We start from the raw sequence: 19,714 nt of genomic DNA, 5'->3' as shown, positions 1-19,714 counted from the left end.
GGTTCACGTGGCGTCCTGGCGGGCGGCGTACGCGGGCCTGCTGCCGGAGGACTTCCTGGCCGGGCTCTCGGCGCCGGAGCGGACGGCGGAGTGGGCCCGGCGCATCGAGGACGGCGCCGGGGTGCTGGTCGTCGAGGACGCGGGGGTCGTCGTCGGGTTCGCGGCTTTCGGGCCCGGGCAGCTGTACGCGCTGTACCTGCTGCCGAGTTGCTGGGGCCGCGGCCTCGGCCGGGCGCTGCACGACCGCGTGGTCGACGAGCTGCCTGGTGACGGCGCCGTCCTGTGGGTGCTCGCTGCGAACGAACGGGCGAAGGCGTTCTACACGCGGCAGGGCTGGCGGCCCGACGGCGGCACCGGGACCGAGACGCTCGACGGTGTCACCCTGGAAGTGGTGCGGTTCCACCGTTCGCTGTGAACACCCCGGCTTTCGCGGCCGCCGCGGCAGCAGCGGCCGCGATCCCGGCGTCCTGTGTGGACACTCCCTCCCGGGAGACGAACAGGCGGTAGAAGATCGGCCCGCACGCCACACGCACGACCTCGACGGCGTCGGTGCCCGCGGGGACTTCCCCGCGCTCGACGGCCCGGTCGACGACCACCGCCGAACGGGCGTGGCGGTCGACGTAGAACTCCTGCAGCGCGTCCGCCGCACGGGCGGAGAGGAAGGCCGCCGAGATCGACGCCGTCGGGAGCTCACGCTCGCCCGGCGAGGTGAAGTAGTGCACCAGCTCGGCGTTGATGCCGCGCAGGTCGCCTTCGAGCGACCCGGTGTCCGGCGCGGCCCACTCCTGCTCGGTCCCCATCAGCAGGGCGGCCGCGACCAGGCCTTCGGCGGACTCCCAGCGGCGGTACAGCGTCGTCTTGTGCACGCCGGAGCGCTCGGCGACCGCCTCGACGGTCAGCTCCGCGTAGCCGCGCTCGCCGAGCAGCTCGAGCGTCGCGTTCAGCGCGGCGAGGCGGGTGCGCTCGGTGCGGCCGCCCGGGCGCTGTGAGCCGATGGTCTCCAAATGCCACTCCTGGTGCGTCAGTGCGTCCAGTATGCCGACGGGAACGATTCACCGGCCCGTCGCAGGTCAGGTGTGCCCGTTCGGCTGCTTGCCGTAACGCGCCCGAAGGGCGTTCCCTACCGGTATGTCCGGGCGGAGGCGGGCGCTGATCGTCGCCAACGGCGAGTACGACAACGCGGGGCTGCAGCGGCTGGGCTCCCCCGCGGCGGACGCGGACGCGCTCGCCGGGGTGCTGTCCGACCGCGCGATCAGCGACTTCGAGGTCCGGGTGGTGCGCAACGAAACCGCGCACGTGGTGCAGGCGGAGGTCGAGGACCTCTGCGCCGAGGGCCGCCCCGACGACGTCCTCCTGCTCCATTTTTCCTGCCACGGCTTGAAGGACGACGCGGGCCAGCTGTTCTTCGCCGCCCGCAACACCCGCCCGGACCGCCTCCGGTCGACCGCGGTGCCCGCGCAGTTCGTGCAGCAGTGCCTGCGGCAGAGCCGGTCGCGCAGTGTGGTGCTGCTGCTCGACTGTTGTTACGGCGGCGCGTTCGGGCAGGGCGTGGCGGTCCGCGCGTCGGGCGACGCGAACGTCCTGGACAGCTTCCGCGGCGGCCGCGGCCGCGCGGTCATCACGGCGTCGAACTCGATCGAGTACGCCTTCGAGGGCGCCCGCCTGGCCGAAGGCGGCGTCGCGCAGCCATCGGTGTTCACGGCGGCCCTGGTGGAGGGCCTGCGCACGGGTGAGGCCGACCGCGACGAGGACGGCTGGATCGCACTGGGCGAGCTGTACGAGTACCTGTTCGACCGCGTCCGCGAGCGCAACCCGAAGCAGACCCCGAGCCGCGACATCGAGATGCAGGGCGAGCTGTACCTGGCGAAGAGCCGGCGCCGCCGCATCAAGCCGTCCCCGATCCCACCCGACCTGGCAGGCGCGATCGCGGCGGAGAACCCGTTCACGCGGCTGGGAGCGGTGGCGGAGTTGAGAAGGCGGCTGGCGAGCTCGAACCTCGAAGTGGCGGTGGGGGCGTTCGAGGCGTTGAAGGCGATGGTGGACACGGACATCCAGCACGTGGCCGCGGCGGCATCGGCGGCCCGGGAGGACGCCGCGGTGCGCGCGGACGCGCCGGAGGTGCGGTTCGAGGGGGAGAAGGAGACGGATCGGATCCGGTTGCTGGGGCCGCCGGTCGCGCGGGCGTGCGCCTTCGAGGCGTCCCACGACTGGATAGAGGTCCAGGAGGTGGCGGGCGGCGCGGAAGTCCGGGTGAGGCGTGGGCCGGAGGTGCGGCGGGGCAAGGTCGTGGTGACGGGACCGACGGGGGAGACGGTGGTGGCGGTCGAAGCGGCGGCCGCGGCGGCCCGGCCGGTGGCGGGAGTGCCGGAACCGGAGACCGAAGCGGCGGCGGCCCAGCCGGTCGCCACGCCGCGGCCCGGAGCCACCGCCGAACCGGAAGCCCCGACGGCCGGTGCCGCAGCACCGGGGCTGGCGTCGGTCGAAGCGGCTCGGGGGCCCGCTGCCCGTCCGGGGAGCCCGGCCCAGCCCGCTCAGCCGGTGGCCACAGCCCCGGAACCGGAGACCGTGGTGGCGGCCGAAGCGGCTCGGCCCGCCCGGCAGGCAGTGCCGGAACCGGCCGCCGCCCCTTCCTCGCTCCCGGCCGCACCAACGCCACTCACCACCGGCCTCGGGCTCCTCACCGCCGCCGGCGGGGTGCTGGCCCTGCTGAGCATGGCCTTCGAATACACCTACGACCTCGACGACTACAGCTACACGCTCGCGGGCGCCCAGCCCGGGCTGGAGTGGTTCGTCTGGCCGTTCGCGGTGCTCGCGGTCGTCGCCGGTGGCCTGGTCGTCACCCAGGCCCGGACCGGCTGGCTCGCCGGGCCGGGCTTCGCCGCGGTGTGGGGCCTCGTGATCACCTACTCCACCGGGCGGTTCCTCACCTCCGACAGCGACAACCACCTCGGGGCGGGCTTCGGGTTCCTCTTCACCGGCCTGCTGGCCGTGTTCGCGGCCGGGGTGGGCGCGGTGTGGGCGGTCCGCCGCGAGCTGCGGTTGCGCCGTCCCGACCGGTACTCGTGGGCCGCGGTCGCTGCGGCCGTGCTCGGGGTGGCCGGCCTGACCGTCCAGTACGCCGTCGACAGCGGCGCGGGCGTGGCCGAGATCGGCGGCACCTTCGTCCTCACGGCCACGCTGGTGCTGGCCGTCCCGGTACTGGCCGCCGTCGTGCGGCCGCGGGGCTTCGGGGGCCAGGTCCTCCTCGGCTGGGCCTTCGCCGCGCTGAGCCTGCTCGCCGGCATCACCCGCTCCGGGCACCATCCGAACGTCGCGGGGCTGATCATCTGCGGGGTCTCGCTCCTCGTGCTCGCCGTCGTCGGCGGGCTCGCCGGGCGGAACCATCCGAACGGGCGACAGGCCTGAGTTGTCGCCCGGCCGGCGCCGGGGTACCACGACGATCATGAAGATGTGCGCAGCGGCAGTGGCAGCCGTCCTCGTGCTCGCCGGTCAGGCTCCGGCCGGGGCGGCCGGTGGGGTGCAGAAGGATCCGCCCAGCTGGGGGCTCGACCGGATCGACCAGCGCGCCGGGCTCGACCACGCCTACCACTACGCCGGGGACGCCTCGGGTGTCACCGTCTACGTCATCGACAGCGGTGTCGACGCCCGGCACCCCGACTTCCAGGGCCGCGTCGCGCCCGGGCGGGACTTCCTCAACGGGGGCTCCGACACCACCGACACCAACGGCCACGGCACCCGCCTCGCCGGGATCGCCGCCGGCAAGGACTACGGCGTTGCCAAGGGCGCGCAGGTCGTGCCCGTGCGGGTGCTCGACAAGGACGGCGGGGGCGCCACCGACCGGATCATCGCCGGCATCGACTGGGTCGCCCAGAACGCCCAGCAGCCCGCCGTCGCCGTCCTCGGGATCGGCGGGGTGCCGAACGACCAGCTCGACGCCGCCGTGAAGCGGCTCGCGGCCGTCGTCCCGGTCGCCGTTCCCGCGGGCAGCGAGACGGCCGACGCGAGCGGGTTCTCGCCGGGCCGGGTGGCCGAGGCGCTGACCGTCGGGGCCACCGACACCCAGGACCACCCGGACAAGGCGTCGAACTTCGGCCAGGACGTCGACCTGTACGCACCCGGCGTGGACGTCCCGGGCCCCATCGCGGGCGGCGCCGGCGCGGGGCCGGAGTCCGGCACCTCGATGGCCGCGGCCTTCGCGGCCGGGGTGGCCGCGCTCTACCTGGCCCAGCACCCCCAGGCAACCCCAGCCCAGGTCGACGACGCCCTTGTCCAGGCGGCCACGCCGAACGCGCTGCAGGGGGTGCCGGAGGGCACCGCCAACCGGCTGCTTTACGCGCCGCCGGGATCCTGAAAGGCTGCCCAGGCCGGTCCTCGGCGAATCTTTCAACGTGCATGATGTCCATCACCTGGTATGGAACTCCCGCAGAGCGGGAAGAACCGGGTAACGTGCGTTGACTTACCGATCCATACGGGAAGGACCGGGCATGTTCCGCAAGGTGCTGGTGGCCAACCGCGGCGAGATCGCCATCCGCGCGTTCCGCGCCGGCTTCGAACTGGGCGCGGGCACGGTCGCCGTGTTCCCCCACGAAGACCGCAACTCGCTGCACCGGCTGAAGGCCGACGAGGCGTACGAGATCGGCGAACCCGGTCACCCCGTGCGCGCGTACCTCTCGGTCGACGAGATCGTGAGCGCGGCCAAGAAAGCCGGGGCGGACGCCGTCTACCCCGGGTACGGCTTCCTGTCGGAGAACCCCGACCTCGCGCGCGCGTGCGAGGAAGCGGGCATCACCTTCGTCGGGCCGAGCGCCGACATCCTCGAACTGACCGGTAACAAGGCCCGCGCGGTCAAGGCCGCGCGCGAGGCCGGGGTGCCGGTGCTCGGGTCGTCCGAGCCCTCGAGCGACGTCGACGCGCTGGTCGCGGCGGCCGAGGACCTGGGTTTCCCGGTGTTCGTGAAGGCCGTCGCAGGTGGTGGCGGACGCGGCATGCGGCGCGTCACGGAGCCGGCCCAGCTGCGCGAGTCCATCGAGGCCGCCGCGCGCGAGGCCGAGTCCGCCTTCGGCGACCCGACCGTCTTCCTGGAGAAGGCCGTCGTCGAGCCGCGGCACATCGAGGTGCAGATCCTCGCCGACGGCGCGGGCAACATCATCCACCTCTACGAGCGCGACTGCTCGGTGCAGCGGCGCCACCAGAAGGTCGTCGAGCTGGCCCCGGCGCCGAACCTCGACCCCGAGCTGCGCGACCGCATCTGCGCGGACGCCGTCAAGTTCGCGAAGCAGATCGGCTACCGCAACGCCGGCACCGTCGAGTTCCTGCTCGACAAGCAGGGCAACCACGTCTTCATCGAGATGAACCCGCGCATCCAGGTCGAGCACACGGTCACCGAAGAGGTCACCGACGTCGACCTCGTGCAGTCGCAGCTGCGGATCGCCTCCGGTGAGACCCTCGACGACCTCGGGCTCTCCCAGGACAAGATCTACCTGCGCGGCGCCGCGCTGCAGTGCCGCATCACCACCGAGGACCCGGCCAACGGCTTCCGCCCGGACACCGGGATGATCTCCGCCTACCGCTCGCCGGGCGGCTCGGGCATCCGGCTCGACGGCGGCACCGCCTTCTCCGGCACCGAGATCAGCGCCCACTTCGACTCGCTGCTGGTGAAGCTCACCTGCCGCGGCCGTGACTTCAAGACCGCCGTCGGGCGCGCGCGCCGGGCCGTCGCCGAGTTCCGGATCCGCGGCGTCGCGACGAACATCCCGTTCCTGCAGGCGGTTCTCGACGACCCGGACTTCCGCGCCGGGCGCGTCACGACGTCGTTCATCGAGGAGCGCCCGCAGCTGCTCACCGCGCGGCAGTCCGCCGACCGCGGCACGCGCCTGCTGACCTACCTCGCCGACCAGACGGTCAACAAGCCGAACGGCGAGCGCCCGAAGACCCCGGACGCCACGCTCAAGCTGCCGAAGCTCGCGAAGGACGCCCAGCCGGCCGACGGTTCGAAGCAGAAGCTCGTCGAGCTCGGCCCGGGCGGGTTCGCGGAGTGGCTGCGGAAGTCGCCGCACATCGGCGTCACCGACACGACGTTCCGCGACGCGCACCAGTCGCTGCTCGCCACCCGCGTCCGCACCAAGGACCTCCTGGCGGTCGCGCCGATCGTCGCGAACACCCTCCCCGGACTGCTGTCGCTGGAGTGCTGGGGCGGCGCGACCTACGACGTCGCGCTGCGGTTCCTCGCCGAGGACCCGTGGGAGCGGCTCGCCGCGCTGCGCGAGGCCGTGCCGAACATCTGCCTGCAGATGCTGCTGCGCGGGCGCAACACCGTCGGGTACACGCCGTACCCGACCGAGGTGACCACCGCCTTCGTCCAGGAGGCGACGAAGACCGGCATCGACATCTTCCGGATCTTCGACGCGCTCAACGACGTCGAGCAGATGCGCCCGGCCATCGAAGCCGTGCGCGAGACCGGGACCGCCGTCGCCGAGGTGGCGCTCTGCTACACCTCGGACCTGTCGGACCCGGGGGAGAACCTCTACACGCTCGACTACTACCTCAAGCTGGCCGAGCAGATCGTCGGCGCCGGGGCGCACGTCCTGGCGATCAAGGACATGGCCGGGCTGCTGCGCGCGCCCGCGGCGACCCGGCTGGTCACCGCGCTGCGCCAGGAGTTCGACCTGCCGGTGCACATCCACACCCACGACACCGCGGGTGGCCAGCTGGCCACCTACCTCGCGGCGATCAACGCGGGCGCGGACGCCGTCGACGGCGCGGTGTCGTCGATGGCGGGCACGACGTCGCAGCCGTCGCTGTCGTCGATCGTGGCGGCCACCGACCACTCCGACCGCACCACCGGGCTGAGCCTGGACGCGATCGGCGAGCTGGAGCCGTACTGGGAGAGCGTGCGCAAGATCTACGCGCCGTTCGAGGCCGGGCTGGCTTCGCCGACCGGGCGCGTCTACCACCACGAGATCCCGGGCGGGCAGCTGTCGAACCTGCGCACGCAGGCCATCGCGCTGGGCCTGGGCGACCGGTTCGAGGACATCGAGGCGATGTACGCGGCCGCCGACAAGATCCTCGGCCACCTGGTGAAGGTGACGCCGTCGTCGAAGGTCGTCGGCGACCTCGCGCTGCACCTGGTCGGCGCGGGCGTCTCCCCGGCCGACTTCGAGGCGGAGCCGAGCAAGTTCGACATCCCCGACTCGGTGATCGGCTTCCTGCGCGGCGAGCTCGGCGACCCGCCGGGCGGCTGGCCGGAGCCGTTCCGCACCAAGGCCCTGGAGGGACGCGCGGCCGCCAAGCCGGTCGCCGAACTGTCCGAAGAGGACCGTTCCGCGCTGGCGTCGGAACCGCGCCGGACGCTCAACCGGCTGCTGTTCCCGGCGCCCACCAAGGAGTTCGAGGCGCACCGCGAGGCCTACGGCGACACGTCCGTGCTGCCCAGCAAGGATTTCTTCTACGGGCTGCGCCCGGGGGAGGAGTACCAGGTCGACCTCGAGCCGGGCGTCCGGCTGCTCATCGAGCTGGAGGCGATCGGCGAGGCCGACGAGCGCGGCGTGCGCACGGTGATGTCGACGCTGAACGGCCAGCTGCGGCCCATCCAGATCCGCGACCGCTCGATCGCCTCGGACATCCCGGCGACCGAGAAGGCGGAGAAGGGCAACCCGAAGCAGGTCGCGGCGCCGTTCGCCGGAGTGGTGACGCTGCAGGTGTCCGAGGGCGACACGGTCGAGGCCGGTGCGACGGTCGCGACGATCGAGGCGATGAAGATGGAGGCCTCGATCACGGCGTCCGCGGGCGGCAAGGTCGGCCGGCTGGCGATCAACTCCGTCCAGCAGGTCGAGGGCGGCGACCTCCTGCTCGTCCTGGAATGACGCTGGTCAACGCGGTCCCGCAGCGCCAGGGCGCGGTGGGACCGCGGGCGGCCGAGCTGCCCGACGGCTGCCTGGCGCTCGCGGAGCTGGCCGGGCACGTGCTCGGCCGGCCGGTGCACCACGTCCGGCAGACGACCGAGGTGTCCGAAGTGGACCGGGGGATCGCCTCCCGTGCGGTGCTGACGGGCCCGAACCGCGCGGCGCAGCTGGCCGCGCTGGAGGCGCCCGGCGGCCCGGTCCTCACGATCGGCGGCGACTGCGGCGTCGAGCTGGTCCCGATCGGCGTGGCCCGGTTCCGGCACGGACCCGGCCTGGGCGTGGTGTGGTTCGACGCCCACCCGGACCTGAACACGGCTTCGACGTCCCCCTCGGGCGCGTTCCACGGGATGGTGCTGCGGTCGCTGCTCGGCGAGGGCGACCCCGAGTTCGCGGCGTCCCCGGCCCTGTCCCCGGGCCGCGTGGCCCTGGCGGGAACCCGCGTGTTCGACCCCGAGGAACGGGCGGCGGTCGCGCGCGGGCTCGCGGTCACGTCGGTGGCTGCCTTGGCGGGGGCGGAAAAGCTGTACGTCCACGTGGATCTGGACGTCCTCGACCCGGCGGAGTTCGCGGGCCTGAACTACCCGGAGCCGGCCGGCTGGACGATCTCGCGCCTGGTGTCCGAGCTGGACGCCCTGGCCGGCTACGAGGTCGTGGGCGCGGGGATCACGGAGTGCGTGGGCACGCCCGGCGAGGTCGAGGTGCTGGCGCCCGTCCTGGAAGCGGTGGGTCGCCTTCTCGTGAGTGTTTAGGGCGGTTCTAACCGCCCTAAACACTCACGACCAGGCAGCGCGGAGGGCGTTGAGGGCGGTGTCCAGGTCGGCGCCGAGGTCGCGGGCCTCGGTCGCGTAGGCCGCCGCGGCGGACAGCAGCAGCTCCGCCGGGGCCGGGCGGCCGGAGGGGATGGTCACCACCGTGCCGCGGGCCCGGGCCGTCGCCACCCAGCCCGCCGCCTCCAGCTCGCGGTACGCCCGGGCCACCGTTCCGGACGCCAGTCCCAGGTCCCGGGCCAGCTGGCGGATCGGCGGCAGGCGCGCCCCCTCCGCCAGCGCCCCGGACGTCACCGCGCGGACGATCTGGTCGTGCACCTGCCGCCACGGGGCGAGCCCGTTTTCCGTGTCGACGACGATCTTCACGCGGCCGCCGGCTGCCGCTTCAGCGGCGCAGTCACCGCCAGGAACGCGGCCAGGCCGGCTACGACCGTCAGCAGGGAGCCGAAGTTGCCCGCCGGCCAGCCGACCGCCGAGCAGGTGGCGATGCCCAGCCCGATCGCGACCCGCGCGCTGCGGCGGCGCAGGGCCAGGTCGGCGCGCGGCGCGCCGGTCGCCGGGCGGCGGACCGCCAGCAGCGTGATCGCCCAGCAGATCAGCGTCGTGCCGGCGGCGATCGCCAGCAGTGTCCACCGCGCGGTCAGCGTCAGGTGCACGATCGCGCCGGCCGAGGCCAGCCCGCTCAGCACCAGCGCCCACACCGGCACGACGTCGAGCAGCGTCCGCGGCGCGAGCACCGCCTCCCGGCGCGCGCCCTTCGACGACCGCTGGGCCAGCAGCTCGGCGATCAGCCCGCCGAGCAGCAGCGTGGCCACGACCGACGTCCCCGTCGTGTCACCCAGAATCGGCGGGATCGCCAGGAAGAGCCACGGGTACCAGAGCCGCCGCCGCTTGAGGTAGCGGACGGCGAGCGCGATCTCCCCGGCGTCCGGGTCCGGGACGCCCCACCGTTCGAGCAGGCGCCGCCCGTGCTTGTCTCCTGGCCAGAGGGCGATCAGGATGGCCAGGCCGACCAGGCCCAGGAGCAGCCCGACCCCGAGCGCGTTGTCCCACGGCATGCCGTACCTCCTCGCTTGTATCAACCACACGATACAAGCCTTCGGGGCGCTGCGCGACGTTCGTCCGTTCGTACGCAGGATCTCGCGCACTCGGCGGGGTAGTTGTCAGCGGTGTGCAGCCGTGGCTGGTGAACTTGTCACGAAACTGACAAGAAATCGGTTTCCCTTCGAAGGTGTGACACGTTCGGGGCTACTTTTTCGATGTGTCCGGTGTCACCCCGCACCAGGCGCGGGGTGCTCGGCCACGCGTCGGCGGGGTCACCGGGTGGGAGCAAAGGAGCTGCGATGTCGGTCGAGCGCGGATTCGATCACGCTGCGCCGCCGCCCGCCGCACTACCCCGCAAGCTCGCCGACATCCTGCGCCCCGAGCTCGCCAGCCTCGCCGCCGAGATCGTCGACGAGATCCGCGCGACCATCCCGGCCTACGCCCGCCCGCTGGACGGCCCCTACGGCAAGTCGATCCGGGCCGGCGTCGAGTACGCGATCACGCTGTTCGTCGCGCAGATCGCCGACCCGACGGTGTCCAAGGAGCAGTCCCACGAGGTGCACCACCGGCTGGGGCAGAACGAAATGCGCGAAGGCCGCAGCCTCGACACGCTGCAGTCGGCCTACCGGGTCGGCGCGCGCGTGTCGTGGCGGCGGATCATGCGCGTCGGGCGAAGAAGCGGGCTCTCGTCGGCGGTGATGTCCCAGCTGGCCGACGCGATGCTGGCGTTCATGGACGAGCTCGCCTCCGTCGCGCTCGACGGTTACCTGGAGGCGAAGGCGCGCACGGCGGGAGCGCTCGACACCTGGCGCCGCAAGCTGCTGCACCTGATCCTCGAGACGCCGCCCGCGTCCCCGAAGGCGATCGCCGAGCTGGCCCAGCTGATCGGCTGGCCGGTGCCGACCGACGCGACGCCGGTGGCGGTCTGCCCGGCCGACGGCGTCGCCCCGGCCCGCCGTCACGCGGGCCTGGACGCGGACATCCTCGCCGAGCTCGACACCCCGGACCCGAAGCTGGTCGTCCCCGGTGAGCTCGGCGGCGCCCGGCTGGCGACGCTGCAGGTGGCGCTGCCGGACTGCCGGCTCTCGATCGGGCCGTGCGTGCCGCTCGCGTCCGTCGCGGACTCCCTGCGCTGGGCCCGGAACGCGCTCCAGCTGGCCGAACGCGGGGTGCTGACCCCGCGGCCGGTGCTGCGCGCCGAGGAGCACCTGGCGACGCTGCTGGTCAACTCCGACACCGGCCTGGTCGGCACGCTGCGGCACCGGCTGTTCGCGCCGCTGGCGGACATGACGGGCAAGCAGCAGGAGCGGCTGCTGGAGACGCTGCGGGCGTGGCTGGACAGCCAGGGCAACGTCGTCGAGATCGCGGAGCGTTTGGGGGTGCACCCCCAAACGGTCCGCTACCGCATGCGCCAGCTGCAGGCCACGTTCGGCGAGAGCCTGCGCGACCCGTCGGCCCGCTTCGAGATGGAGCTGGCCCTGCGCGCGGGCGCCGCGCCGCTGCCGCTGCGCTACCCGGTCACCGAGCTGCTCCCGGCCCCGCGCTCCGGCAGTCTCCGTCCACAGTGGACGCCGCGGTAGCCGGGCGCTTCGCCCGGCCACCGCGGTCGGTCAAGGGACGTCGACCTGCCAGGAGGCGTCGGCCGCGTAGCCGGTGGGCGTGTCGTACGGGTGCTGGCCGCTGGAGTCGGCCGCCCACACCTGCGTGGTGAACTGGCGGACGAACCGGCCCCGGGCGCTGAACGACTCCAGCGTGACCCCGGCGCCGGAGAGCCCGGCCTTCGAGCACCACGTCGCGTCCGCGCGGAACTGGTCGGTGCCGTCGGACGCGGCGAGCACGACCCGCAGCCCCTGCTGGCGCAGGTAGTACTCGGGGTGCGCCACCGATTCGAACGAGTGGCACGTCGAGTCCGCCTTGCCGGGGACGACCCGCCACGCCGTGTCCGCGCCGGCCCCGGCGCCGACCACGGCGTCGGTCAGGCCGCGCAGGTACCAGCCCGAAGCCCCGGCGCTCTGCGACCGGACGGACTGGACCAGCACCGCGTCCTCGTACTGGCCGAGCCGCAGGAAGCGGTCGACGTCGTCGTCCGTGCCGGCCATGGCGGTGTTGGCCCCGGCGACGAGTGCGGGGTGCACGCGGCTCTGCTCGGCGCGCGTCCGCAGCTCGAACAGCAGCCGCCGGTCCGCCTCGCCCTTCTTCCGGATCCAGGTGAACCAGTCCTGCAGGTTCGCGCTGTGGATGCCGGTGCCGACGTAGGCCTTCAGCTGGGCGGAATCCATCGTCCGCAGTGCGCGCTCGGCCGCGGCGCGCACCTCGGTGCCCGCCTTCGCGACCTGCCAGAGGTCGAGCACGAAGTTGACGTCCGGCTCGACGAGCTGGCCTTCCGTGGGCACCACGGCGACCACCGCCGCGGCCCGGACCCGCGCGTCCCGCTCCGCCCGGGCCGCCTTCTCCGCTTCGCTCGCCTGGGTGTCGGCGTCGATCGCGTCCTGCTGGTCGGCCGCGCGGGCGGTGAAGATCCCGGTGAGGATGAAGTCCCGCTGCGCGGCGGCGTCACCCTGGTAGGCGGCCAGCGCCGCGAGCTTCAGCTTCGGCCCGGAAGCGTTCTCCCACATGGCGAAGGCGAACTCGCGGTCGCTCTGGATCAGCAGCACCGGTGACGGCGTGATGTTGTTGACCAGCGCCGCCCGCTGCTTGGCTTCGCGAGCCGCCCGCGCGACCGCGTCGTCCCGCAGGATCCGGGCCTGGTCGCGGGCGTTGGCGTCGTGGACGCCGGTCTTGATCCACTGCGTCCACTCCGCTTCGACACCCGCGTAGGCGAGCTGCGCCGACGCCCGGACCTCGGTGCCGGTCGCCCGCTGCCACAGCGCGAACACGAAGTTCCGGTCGGTGAGGATCAGCAGGTCGGGGCTCGCGACGAGGCCGATCTCCTGCGCGGCCCGGACCTTGTCGTCCTGGGTGGCGCTGCGGGGCGCGTCGGCCGTGGTGGCGGCTTCGGCCCGCGGGACGAACGCCGGGGCCGTGGTCCCGAGCAGCGCGAGCGCCGCGGCGCCCGCCACGAGCCCCAGCCTGGTTGCCAATTCGGCCAAAGGTAGGCCGACCCTCGCTCGGTACAGAACCATTGATGCGAAGTCATTCGGCCGTGGCCGTGGCCGGATTGGTAACGATCGGCACAGTCTCCTTGTCATCGCCGTGCTCCTTCAGCTCGCGGGGTAGACGGTCGCCACGCCGGCGGCGGTGTCGTAGTCGATGCGGCCGCGTTCGAACGTGCTGCGGCGGCCGCCGGGGATGACGACCTCGTCGGACGTCGGGTAACCGAGCGTGGACTTCTCCCCGCCGAGGGAGAGCCACTTGGCGCGGATCTCGCCGAGCACGACGTGCGCGCCCGCGCGGTCGACCGAGTAGATCGAGCCGCCGCCGGCGAAGTTCACGAACCGGCCGGCCTTGTCGGACGTGCAGGCCTCGTCGGTGATCGGCACCCCGAGCGCCGGGTGCCCGCCCAGGCGCAGGTAGGCGGCCAGGATCTCGGGTGACGCGCAGGTCGTGCCGCGTCCGGTGGTCAGCGGGTGCACCGCGCCGCCGCGGCTCCAGTAGCTGCGGAAGGCGACCTGCCCGGGCGCGGTCCGGCGCTGGAAGTCCCGGTACCGCACGGCGCCGTCGACCTGCTCCGGCCCCAGCGGCGAGACCAGCAGGTCGGTGTAGGGGTCGTAGTCGGGCAGGTACTTGTTGAGCCAGTTGACCGTGATCTCGGTCGAGTCCGGCAGCGGTTCGGTGACCCACCAGTAGAACTCGATGCCGAGCCCCGCGCGGCCGTCGGCCTGCCGCGTCAGGAAGTCCGCGCCACCGCGCAGGGTCACCCCGGCGCCGGGCAGGATGTTGTCGACGCACCAGGTGGCGTTCCAGCCGAAGTCGACGGTCCCGTCCGCCGGCCGCACCCCGACCTGCGTCTTCTTGCCGTCGAAGTACCGCGCGAGGTAGTAGTTCGGCTTGCTGGGCGATTCGAGGGAGAAGCAGTCTTCGCCTGCCAGCCCGGCGACGATCCGCCAGGTCGCGTCGAGCCCTTCGCCCGCAAGGGGTTCCGCGGCGCCGGGCTTGACGACCACGCCGTCGGCGGTCTCGCGCAGGTACTGCCCGGCGATGTTGCCGTTGACGGCGTTGCGGCTGAAGGACTGCGTCAGCGTGTCGTACTGCCCCTGGTCGAGGAACGCGCGCACGGCGTCGACCCCGCCGGCGAGCGCCCGCTCGGCGGCCCGCGCCAGCCGCGGCTGGATGCCGCCCACCACGGCCTTGTGCCGGATGTCGTCGACGAGCGCCCGGTCGGCCTCGGCCTTCTGGGCCAGCACGGCGGCGACGTCACGCCAGTTGGCGTCGTAGACACCGGTGTCGATGAAGCGCTTCCAGTCCGCCCGGACGCGGCTGCGGAGCGCGGTGACGGCGGCCTTCTCGATCTCGCTGCCCGGCCGGGCGCCGTCGGCGATGACCCGCAGGACGTCGTCGTCGGGCAGGCTGACGATGTCCGGGGTCGGGATGACCCGCACGACGGACACCGCGCGGCCCCGGGCCGCCTCCGCGGCTTTGCGGATCTTCTCGGCCTCGGTGGTCTGCTGGTCGGCGTTGATGGCGTCCTGCTGGTCGCCGGCGTGCGCGGTGCGGAGGCCGTTGCTGATGAGCTCTTTCTGCTCGGCCGGCGTCCCGCCGAGGGCGGCGAGGATCGCGGCCCGCACGCGCGGCCCGGTGACCCGGCCGAAGACGGTGAAGAGGAAGTCACGGTCGTTCTGGACCACGAGCTCACCATCGGGCACGACACCCAGCACGATCAGGGCGGCTTCCTTCGCCTCCCGCGCGACTCGAGCGGCCTCGGCGTCCCGCATCTGCTGCTGCTGGTCCCGCTCGTTGGCGGCGAGGATCCCGGACTTGATCCATTCGGTGCAGGCGAGATCGGTGCCGGCGAAGGCGAGTTCGGCGGAGGCGCGCACTTCGGAACCGGTGGCTTGGCGCCAGAGGGCGATGACGAATTCCTTGTCGCGGAGGAGAAGCATCGCGTCGGTGGGGACGACGCCGAGAGTCCGGGCGGCCCGGACCTTTTCGGATTCACTGGCGACGGGCGGTACTTCGGCGGCGGCGGTGACGCCGGTGGGCACGGCCGTCGCTTCCGCAACGGGAACGACGAGCGCGGTCGCCGCCACGACGGCGACGGCCAAGGTGGCGAGTGCTCTCACGGTGTCTCTGCTTCCTCCGCGGGGTCGCGGACTTCCCATCCGGACCAGTCCCGGTATTCGTGGTGGTGGGCGGTGAACCCCATGGCCCGCACGACCTCGACGAGCGCGTTCTCCATGGCGGCCTCCACCGCTCCGTAGCGCAGGGTGTCCGGGTGGTCCGACCGTCCGGCGGCGATGTGCCCGACCACCCGTTCGGTCCAGGACGGATGGACGTACCAGTCCAGGAATACGCCCGGCGCATACCGAACCTTCTTGACCTCGACTTCGACCCCGCCCGCTTCGGTGGCCGCGGCAGGCACCGCGAAGCCCGCCACGCGCAGCTGCTCGGTCACCCGCTCGGCGAGCTGCCGGAGCCGCTGCTCATGGTCGTCGTCGATGAAGGGATCGGGGTTCAGCTCAAGCTCTGCCACAGGTCTTTCCATTCCCGGTAGGTGTCCCGGTCCCGGGACGCCGGGAGCAGGTGCTCGATCCGGTCCAGCTGGCGGGCCAGGAGCATCGGCGCGGCGAACCGCCGGAGTTCGGCCATGTCGGGTTCGCCGTGCCACCGCGAGACCGTGCTCCGGGCCGCCGCGGGTGAGGCGGGAAGCTCGGCGGCGAAGTCGGCCAGCAGCCGTCCGGGCGACAGCAGCGCGAGCCCGGGCCGCGGCCCGACTTCGAGCAGGAGGCTGGCGGACAGGTGGAACCGGTCGCCGGTGACGCTCAGGTGGGAGGCTCCGCCGAACGTTTCCACCCAGGTGAAGAGGTTTCCGGCGACCTCGTCGCAGCGAAGCCATTCGGTTTCGCCGAGCTCCCGGCAGTGGGCGATGAGCCCTTCCCGGAACTGTTCGCTCGTCAGGGTCCACTCCCCGTCGGCGAGCACGTCCGGGTCGAGCGCGGCGAGCTCTCCGGCGCGGATCCGGGCCAGCCGGTCCACCAGGTCCCGGAAGCTCAGCACCCTGAGTTCGTCCAGTTCCGGGATCATGGGAAGTACACCCCGAGGGCTTCGAACGCGTCCCTGGCTATCTTCATGTATCCCCGTCCTCGTGAGCCACTACGCGGAGTCTGGTAGTGGCCGCTGCTCAGGTTGATGTCGATCCCGAACGTCGCCGGGCCGGCCCCGCTGATGGTCGCCTCTCCCGCGTCGAGGACGTCGGCGCCCCCACTGAGCACCGGGTGCTTGAGCTCGACCGACCCCACGAACTTCGGGATCACGACGAGCCGGCCGTCCAGCAGGACCGCCCACTTGAGGGTGATCGAGCCCGCCCCGATCAGGTGCCTGAACTCCTGGCTGCCCACCGCGATCGGTTCGACGCCGAGCTCCCGCGCCTGCCTGAGCTCGTCCGCCAGGCGCTCCGGCAGGTGGTTGGTCAGCGGGATGCAGAAGAAGAACTCGTCGGCCTGGACGGCGGCGTCCCGGCTCGCGGCGAGCCGGTTGCCGATCCGGCAGACCCTTCGCAGCTGGTCGAGCAGGACGCCCATCTTTTCGGCCAGCTTCGCGATCTTCTCGGACTTGGCGAGGTACTTGCCGATGTTCACGACGACCGCGGTGATCGCCTTGACGATCGCCTTGCCCTTCACGAACGGCAGGACCAGCCCGACGACGTTGACGACGGTCCAGAGGCAGGACGCGATGTCACCGGAGCCGAAGCAGCGTTTGAGGTCGGGGATGCCGATGTACTCGAGGAGCACCTCGCCGCCGACCTCTGCGAGGAAGCTGAGGACGTCCTCGCCGTTCATGCAGCCTTGCTGGGCGTCCCGGTACTCCGTGAGCGCGGCTTCGCTCGTCGGCTCGGCCACGAGTTCGTCGATGTCCTCGACCGAGAGGCCGGGCAGGCAGCCGGCCAGCACCATCGCCTTGGTGTAACCGATCTCGGCGTCCCGCTGCCGCTGGTTGATCTCCGCCAGGTCGGCGGCCCGCTGGGCGTCCGCCGCGGCGTCGCGGGCCCGCTGGGCCGCGGCGGACGTCTCCTCCGCGTGGTGGCGCGCCCGGTCCGCCGCCGCGGCCGCCTCGGTGGCGTAGCCCTCGGCCTTGGTCGCCGCGGCGCGGGCGGCGGACGCGTCGGTTTCGGCCTGGGTGGCCGCGCCGCGGGCGGCTGCCGCCTGGCCTTCGGCCGCGTCCGCGGCCAGGCCGGCGATCGCCGCGTCCGCTGCCGCGTTGTTCGCCTGCTGGCGGGCGTCGGCGGCGTTCCGGTGGGCCGTCGCGTCGCTGTCGTTCGCGTTTTCCGCGGCCGCGCGGGCCAGGTAGCCCTGCGTTGCCGCGACGGACGCCCACTTCAGCGCCTCGGCCACGGATTGCGAGGCCTGCCACGCGGACTTCGCCGCGTTCGCCGCCGCCTGGAACGCCGCCTTGCTGTCGGCCCCGGCGTTGTCGGCGGACTGCTGGGCCTGCGTCGCCGCGAGCTTGGCCTCGTCCGCCCGGGTCTGGGCGGCCTGCGCCTGTTCGTCGCCGACGGCCTGGGCCTGCGCCGCGACCTCCGCGACGAAGTCGGCGTCGAGATCGACGCCGGTGAACGGGGCCACCACGACGATCGCGGTGTTCGCCGGGGTGGTGATGGCGGCCGAAGACGCTCTCGCGGCCAGCGCGGCCCGGCCGGCGAGGTTCGCCTGGGTCGTGGCGGACACCGCTTCGTTGAACGACTCGGTGGCACTCTGCCCGGCCCGGACGGCGTCCACCGTGGCCAGCCGGGCCTGTTCCGTCGCCTGCTCGGCGAGTCCGGCAGCGGTGCGGGCGGCCTCCGCGGCCTTGACCTCTTCGGCCGTCGCGGTGGCGGCCGCGGCGTTCGCGCGCGTGGCGGCCAGGTGCGTGTCGGCGGCCGCGGATTCGGCGTTGTCCGCGGCCAGGTCCGCGTTCGCCGCGGCCTGCTCGGCCTGCTGCGCCGCGGCGCGGGACGCGGCGGCGGCCGCGGTGGCCTTGGTGGCGGCTTCGCGGGCCCGCGCGGCGGCGCCGGTCGCCACGTTGGCGGCGTCCCGCGCTTCGCGGGCCGCGCTCGCCGCGTCACCGGCGTCCCGGCGGGCTTCCTGGGCCGCCGCCCAGGCGGGTGCCTCCTGAGCGGTTCCCCGCGCCGCCGCCGCGGACGCTTCGAGTGCCTGCGCCCGGGCTTCGGCGGCGTTCCCGGCCCGCTCGGCGGCCCACGCCCGGTCGCGCGCGGTCGTGGCCTTGCCCTCCTCCAGCCGGGCGGTCGACTCACACCCGGCGGCGATGTCCTCCTGCGCGCGAGCCCGCGCCAGGGCGGCGGCCGCTTCCCGCTTCTTCGCTTCGGCCTCGCCGCGGGCCCGGCTCGCGTCGGCCGCGGCTCGGTCGGCCTCCGCGCGGTAGCGAGCCGCCTCGTCACGCTGGCGTTCGGCCTCCAGCCGCGCCGTGCTCGCGTTCCCCGCCTGCCGCTGAGCTTCGCGGAGAGCGTCATAACTGCGTTGCATGCCTTCCCAGGCCGCGTCGCGGGCGGCCTCGGCGTCCAGCCGGGCCCGCTGCGCCCGGTCGGACGCGTCCTTCGCCGCCTGGGCCTGGTCCGCGGCCGCCGCGGCCAGCGATGCGGCCTGGCGGGCGTGCTCGTCGGCGTGCAGACGCCACTGCCGCGCCTCCTCCGCCCGGGCCGCCGCCTCGTTCTGGTGCCCGATCGCCGCGTCGGTGGCCATTGTCGCGTCGAGCGCGTGCTGGGCCGTCTGGATCGCCGACACCGCCGCCTGTGCCGCGGCTGCCATGCCCCGGGCCAGCTTCGCCCAGTCGGCGCCGTAGGGCAGGCCCACCTCGACCAGGATGTTCGCTTCGGCCGTCGATGCCGCCGAGGCGTTCTGGGCTTCCGTCGCCGCCTGGCCGGCGAGATCCAGCTGCCGCTGGGCCTCCTGACGGACCAGGCTGAACGTCTCGGGGGAGTGGTGGCCGCCCGCGGTGTTCGCCGCCAGGATCTGCGCCGCCTGGCGGGCCGCCGTGCCCGCCGAGACCATCGCGTTCGCCGCGCGCTGCAGGGCGCGGACGCCCCGGCCGTTGGCGACCAGGAGGTTCTGCCGGGCGTGGGACGCGCGAGCCGCGCGCTGGGCCAGGTCGCTCGCCGCCTCGGCGGCCTTGTTCCGCTCTTCGAGGTCCTTCAGGTACTGCTCGCGCGCGGCGGCGTCGCGCTGCGCGGCCGCGACGTAGCCGCCGTTGAAGAACGCCACGATCGCCGCGTCCCCGGCCGCGAGCGCCTGCTGCGCGGCGAGCTTGACCTCCGGCCCGGCGGAGCCGGCCAGCGCCGTCACCCGCGCCCGCAGCTCGTCGGCGCGCGCCTGCGTGTTGCGCCGGGCGCGCTCGTCCCGCTCGGTCGCGATGCCCCGGCCGTAGTCCAGGAACGCGGCCCGGTCGGCGTCCGAACCGGCCAGCACCCGCTCGACCTCGGCGTTGAAGATCGGGCCGCCGGTGCCGCGCAGGTCCAGGACGGCCTCGCGGTTCAGCCGGGCGGTGTTGTCGCGACGCGCCTGGGCCCGTTGCTGCGCCTCGACCTCGCCGTTGTCGAGGAAATCCCAGATCGCGTCCTCGGTGCCGGCGTCCAGTGCCGCCTGCGCCGCCTCCCGGACCTCGGGTTCTTCGGACAGCTGGGCGATGTCGGCGACGAGCTTCCACAGCCGCGGGTCGATCGGCTCGCCCATCCCGCTTTCGCCGTCCCAGCCCGGGTACTCGGTGTGCGGGATCGGCCTCGGGGTGCCGGCCGGCGGGTCTTCGACCGCCACGGCCGTGGGCGCGGGCGTGATCGCACCGGCGTCGGTCGTGGCGAAGACGGTGAACGCCAGCACCAGGGCGAGCAGCTTCGTGACGATTCCGTGCGGCATTTAC

14 protein-coding genes are annotated in these 19,714 nt (G+C 73.4%); 6 read left to right on the top strand and 8 right to left on the bottom strand.

Annotated features, from left to right (window positions below):
• Positions 1-7 precede the first annotated feature (7 nt).
• Positions 8-415, top strand: coding sequence for a GNAT family N-acetyltransferase (locus tag ACZ63E_RS44410; protein WP_465342343.1), 408 nt, complete (start codon positions 8-10; stop codon positions 413-415).
• Here ACZ63E_RS44410 and ACZ63E_RS44405 read toward each other — a convergent pair.
• Complete coding sequence (locus tag ACZ63E_RS44405; RefSeq protein ID WP_465342342.1) at positions 378-1,004, bottom strand: TetR/AcrR family transcriptional regulator; 627 nt, start codon at positions 1,002-1,004, stop codon at positions 378-380. The genes ACZ63E_RS44410 and ACZ63E_RS44405 overlap by 38 nt on opposite strands.
• A 124-nt stretch (positions 1,005-1,128) precedes the next feature.
• On the opposite strand from ACZ63E_RS44405, the gene ACZ63E_RS44400 reads away from it, so the two are divergent.
• The 4 genes from ACZ63E_RS44400 to ACZ63E_RS44385 all read left to right on the top strand — a co-directional run bounded on the left by ACZ63E_RS44400 (position 1,129) and on the right by ACZ63E_RS44385 (position 8,650).
• Positions 1,129-3,405 (top strand): caspase family protein, encoded by a 2,277-nt coding sequence (locus ACZ63E_RS44400; RefSeq protein ID WP_465342341.1) that lies wholly within the window; start codon positions 1,129-1,131, stop codon positions 3,403-3,405.
• Between the two features lie 43 nt (positions 3,406-3,448).
• Positions 3,449-4,351, top strand: coding sequence for a S8 family peptidase (locus tag ACZ63E_RS44395; protein ID WP_465342339.1), 903 nt, complete (start codon positions 3,449-3,451; stop codon positions 4,349-4,351).
• Positions 4,352-4,484: 133 nt separating this feature from the next.
• Entirely contained in the window at positions 4,485-7,862 is a 3,378-nt protein-coding gene (locus tag ACZ63E_RS44390) for a pyruvate carboxylase (protein ID WP_465342338.1), read from the top strand.
• On the top strand, positions 7,859-8,650 hold the full coding sequence (locus ACZ63E_RS44385) for an arginase family protein (protein ID WP_465342337.1): 792 nt from the start codon (positions 7,859-7,861) through the stop codon (positions 8,648-8,650). Before ACZ63E_RS44390 ends, ACZ63E_RS44385 begins: the two co-directional genes overlap by 4 nt.
• Before the next feature lie 24 nt (positions 8,651-8,674).
• On the opposite strand, the gene ACZ63E_RS44380 is transcribed toward ACZ63E_RS44385, so the two are convergent.
• Both ACZ63E_RS44380 and ACZ63E_RS44375 read right to left on the bottom strand, forming a co-directional pair.
• Positions 8,675-9,034, bottom strand: a complete 360-nt coding sequence (locus tag ACZ63E_RS44380) for a GntR family transcriptional regulator (RefSeq protein ID WP_465342336.1) — start codon at positions 9,032-9,034, stop codon at positions 8,675-8,677.
• Positions 9,031-9,726, bottom strand: coding sequence for a hypothetical protein (locus ACZ63E_RS44375; protein WP_465342335.1), 696 nt, complete (start codon positions 9,724-9,726; stop codon positions 9,031-9,033). The genes ACZ63E_RS44380 and ACZ63E_RS44375 overlap by 4 nt, the downstream gene beginning before the upstream one ends.
• A 285-nt stretch (positions 9,727-10,011) precedes the next feature.
• Here ACZ63E_RS44375 and ACZ63E_RS44370 point away from each other — a divergent pair, with 285 nt between their 5' ends.
• The gene (locus tag ACZ63E_RS44370; protein WP_465342334.1) at positions 10,012-11,292 is read left to right on the top strand and encodes a PucR family transcriptional regulator; all 1,281 of its coding nucleotides are present in this window, start codon (positions 10,012-10,014) and stop codon (positions 11,290-11,292) included.
• Positions 11,293-11,322: 30 nt separating this feature from the next.
• Here the strand turns inward: ACZ63E_RS44370 and ACZ63E_RS44365 are convergent, their stop codons facing one another.
• The 5 genes from ACZ63E_RS44365 to ACZ63E_RS44345 all read right to left on the bottom strand — a co-directional run bounded on the left by ACZ63E_RS44365 (position 11,323) and on the right by ACZ63E_RS44345 (position 19,710).
• Positions 11,323-12,792 (bottom strand): AbfB domain-containing protein, encoded by a 1,470-nt coding sequence (locus ACZ63E_RS44365; protein WP_465342333.1) that lies wholly within the window; start codon positions 12,790-12,792, stop codon positions 11,323-11,325.
• Between the two features lie 120 nt (positions 12,793-12,912).
• Positions 12,913-14,931 (bottom strand): AbfB domain-containing protein, encoded by a 2,019-nt coding sequence (locus ACZ63E_RS44360; protein ID WP_465342332.1) that lies wholly within the window; start codon positions 14,929-14,931, stop codon positions 12,913-12,915.
• Positions 14,928-15,341 carry a hypothetical protein gene (locus ACZ63E_RS44355; protein WP_465342331.1) on the bottom strand — a complete coding sequence of 138 codons (414 nt, stop codon included), beginning with the start codon at positions 15,339-15,341 and terminating at the stop codon, positions 14,928-14,930. Before ACZ63E_RS44355 ends, ACZ63E_RS44360 begins: the two co-directional genes overlap by 4 nt.
• Positions 15,323-15,892 (bottom strand): hypothetical protein, encoded by a 570-nt coding sequence (locus ACZ63E_RS44350; RefSeq protein WP_465342330.1) that lies wholly within the window; start codon positions 15,890-15,892, stop codon positions 15,323-15,325. The genes ACZ63E_RS44355 and ACZ63E_RS44350 overlap by 19 nt, the downstream gene beginning before the upstream one ends.
• The gene (locus tag ACZ63E_RS44345; protein ID WP_465342329.1) at positions 15,889-19,710 is read right to left on the bottom strand and encodes a hypothetical protein; all 3,822 of its coding nucleotides are present in this window, start codon (positions 19,708-19,710) and stop codon (positions 15,889-15,891) included. The genes ACZ63E_RS44350 and ACZ63E_RS44345 overlap by 4 nt, the downstream gene beginning before the upstream one ends.
• Positions 19,711-19,714: the final 4 nt, after the last annotated feature.

Source organism: Amycolatopsis sp. NPDC104819 (genome assembly GCF_055583145.1).
This window is presented reverse-complemented; position numbering and strand designations above follow the sequence as displayed.

Coding starts and splice junctions, on each gene's coding strand:
- ACZ63E_RS44400 (WP_465342341.1), top strand. CDS start 1,129: ATGTCCGGGCGGAGGCGGGCGCTGATCGTCGCCAACGGCGAGTACGAC.
- ACZ63E_RS44395 (WP_465342339.1), top strand. CDS start 3,449: ATGTGCGCAGCGGCAGTGGCAGCCGTCCTCGTGCTCGCCGGTCAGGCT.
- ACZ63E_RS44390 (WP_465342338.1), top strand. CDS start 4,485: ATGTTCCGCAAGGTGCTGGTGGCCAACCGCGGCGAGATCGCCATCCGC.
- ACZ63E_RS44385 (WP_465342337.1), top strand. CDS start 7,859: ATGACGCTGGTCAACGCGGTCCCGCAGCGCCAGGGCGCGGTGGGACCG.
- ACZ63E_RS44375 (WP_465342335.1), bottom strand. CDS start 9,726: ATGCCGTGGGACAACGCGCTCGGGGTCGGGCTGCTCCTGGGCCTGGTC.
- ACZ63E_RS44370 (WP_465342334.1), top strand. CDS start 10,012: ATGTCGGTCGAGCGCGGATTCGATCACGCTGCGCCGCCGCCCGCCGCA.
- ACZ63E_RS44350 (WP_465342330.1), bottom strand. CDS start 15,892: ATGATCCCGGAACTGGACGAACTCAGGGTGCTGAGCTTCCGGGACCTG.
- ACZ63E_RS44345 (WP_465342329.1), bottom strand. CDS start 19,710: ATGCCGCACGGAATCGTCACGAAGCTGCTCGCCCTGGTGCTGGCGTTC.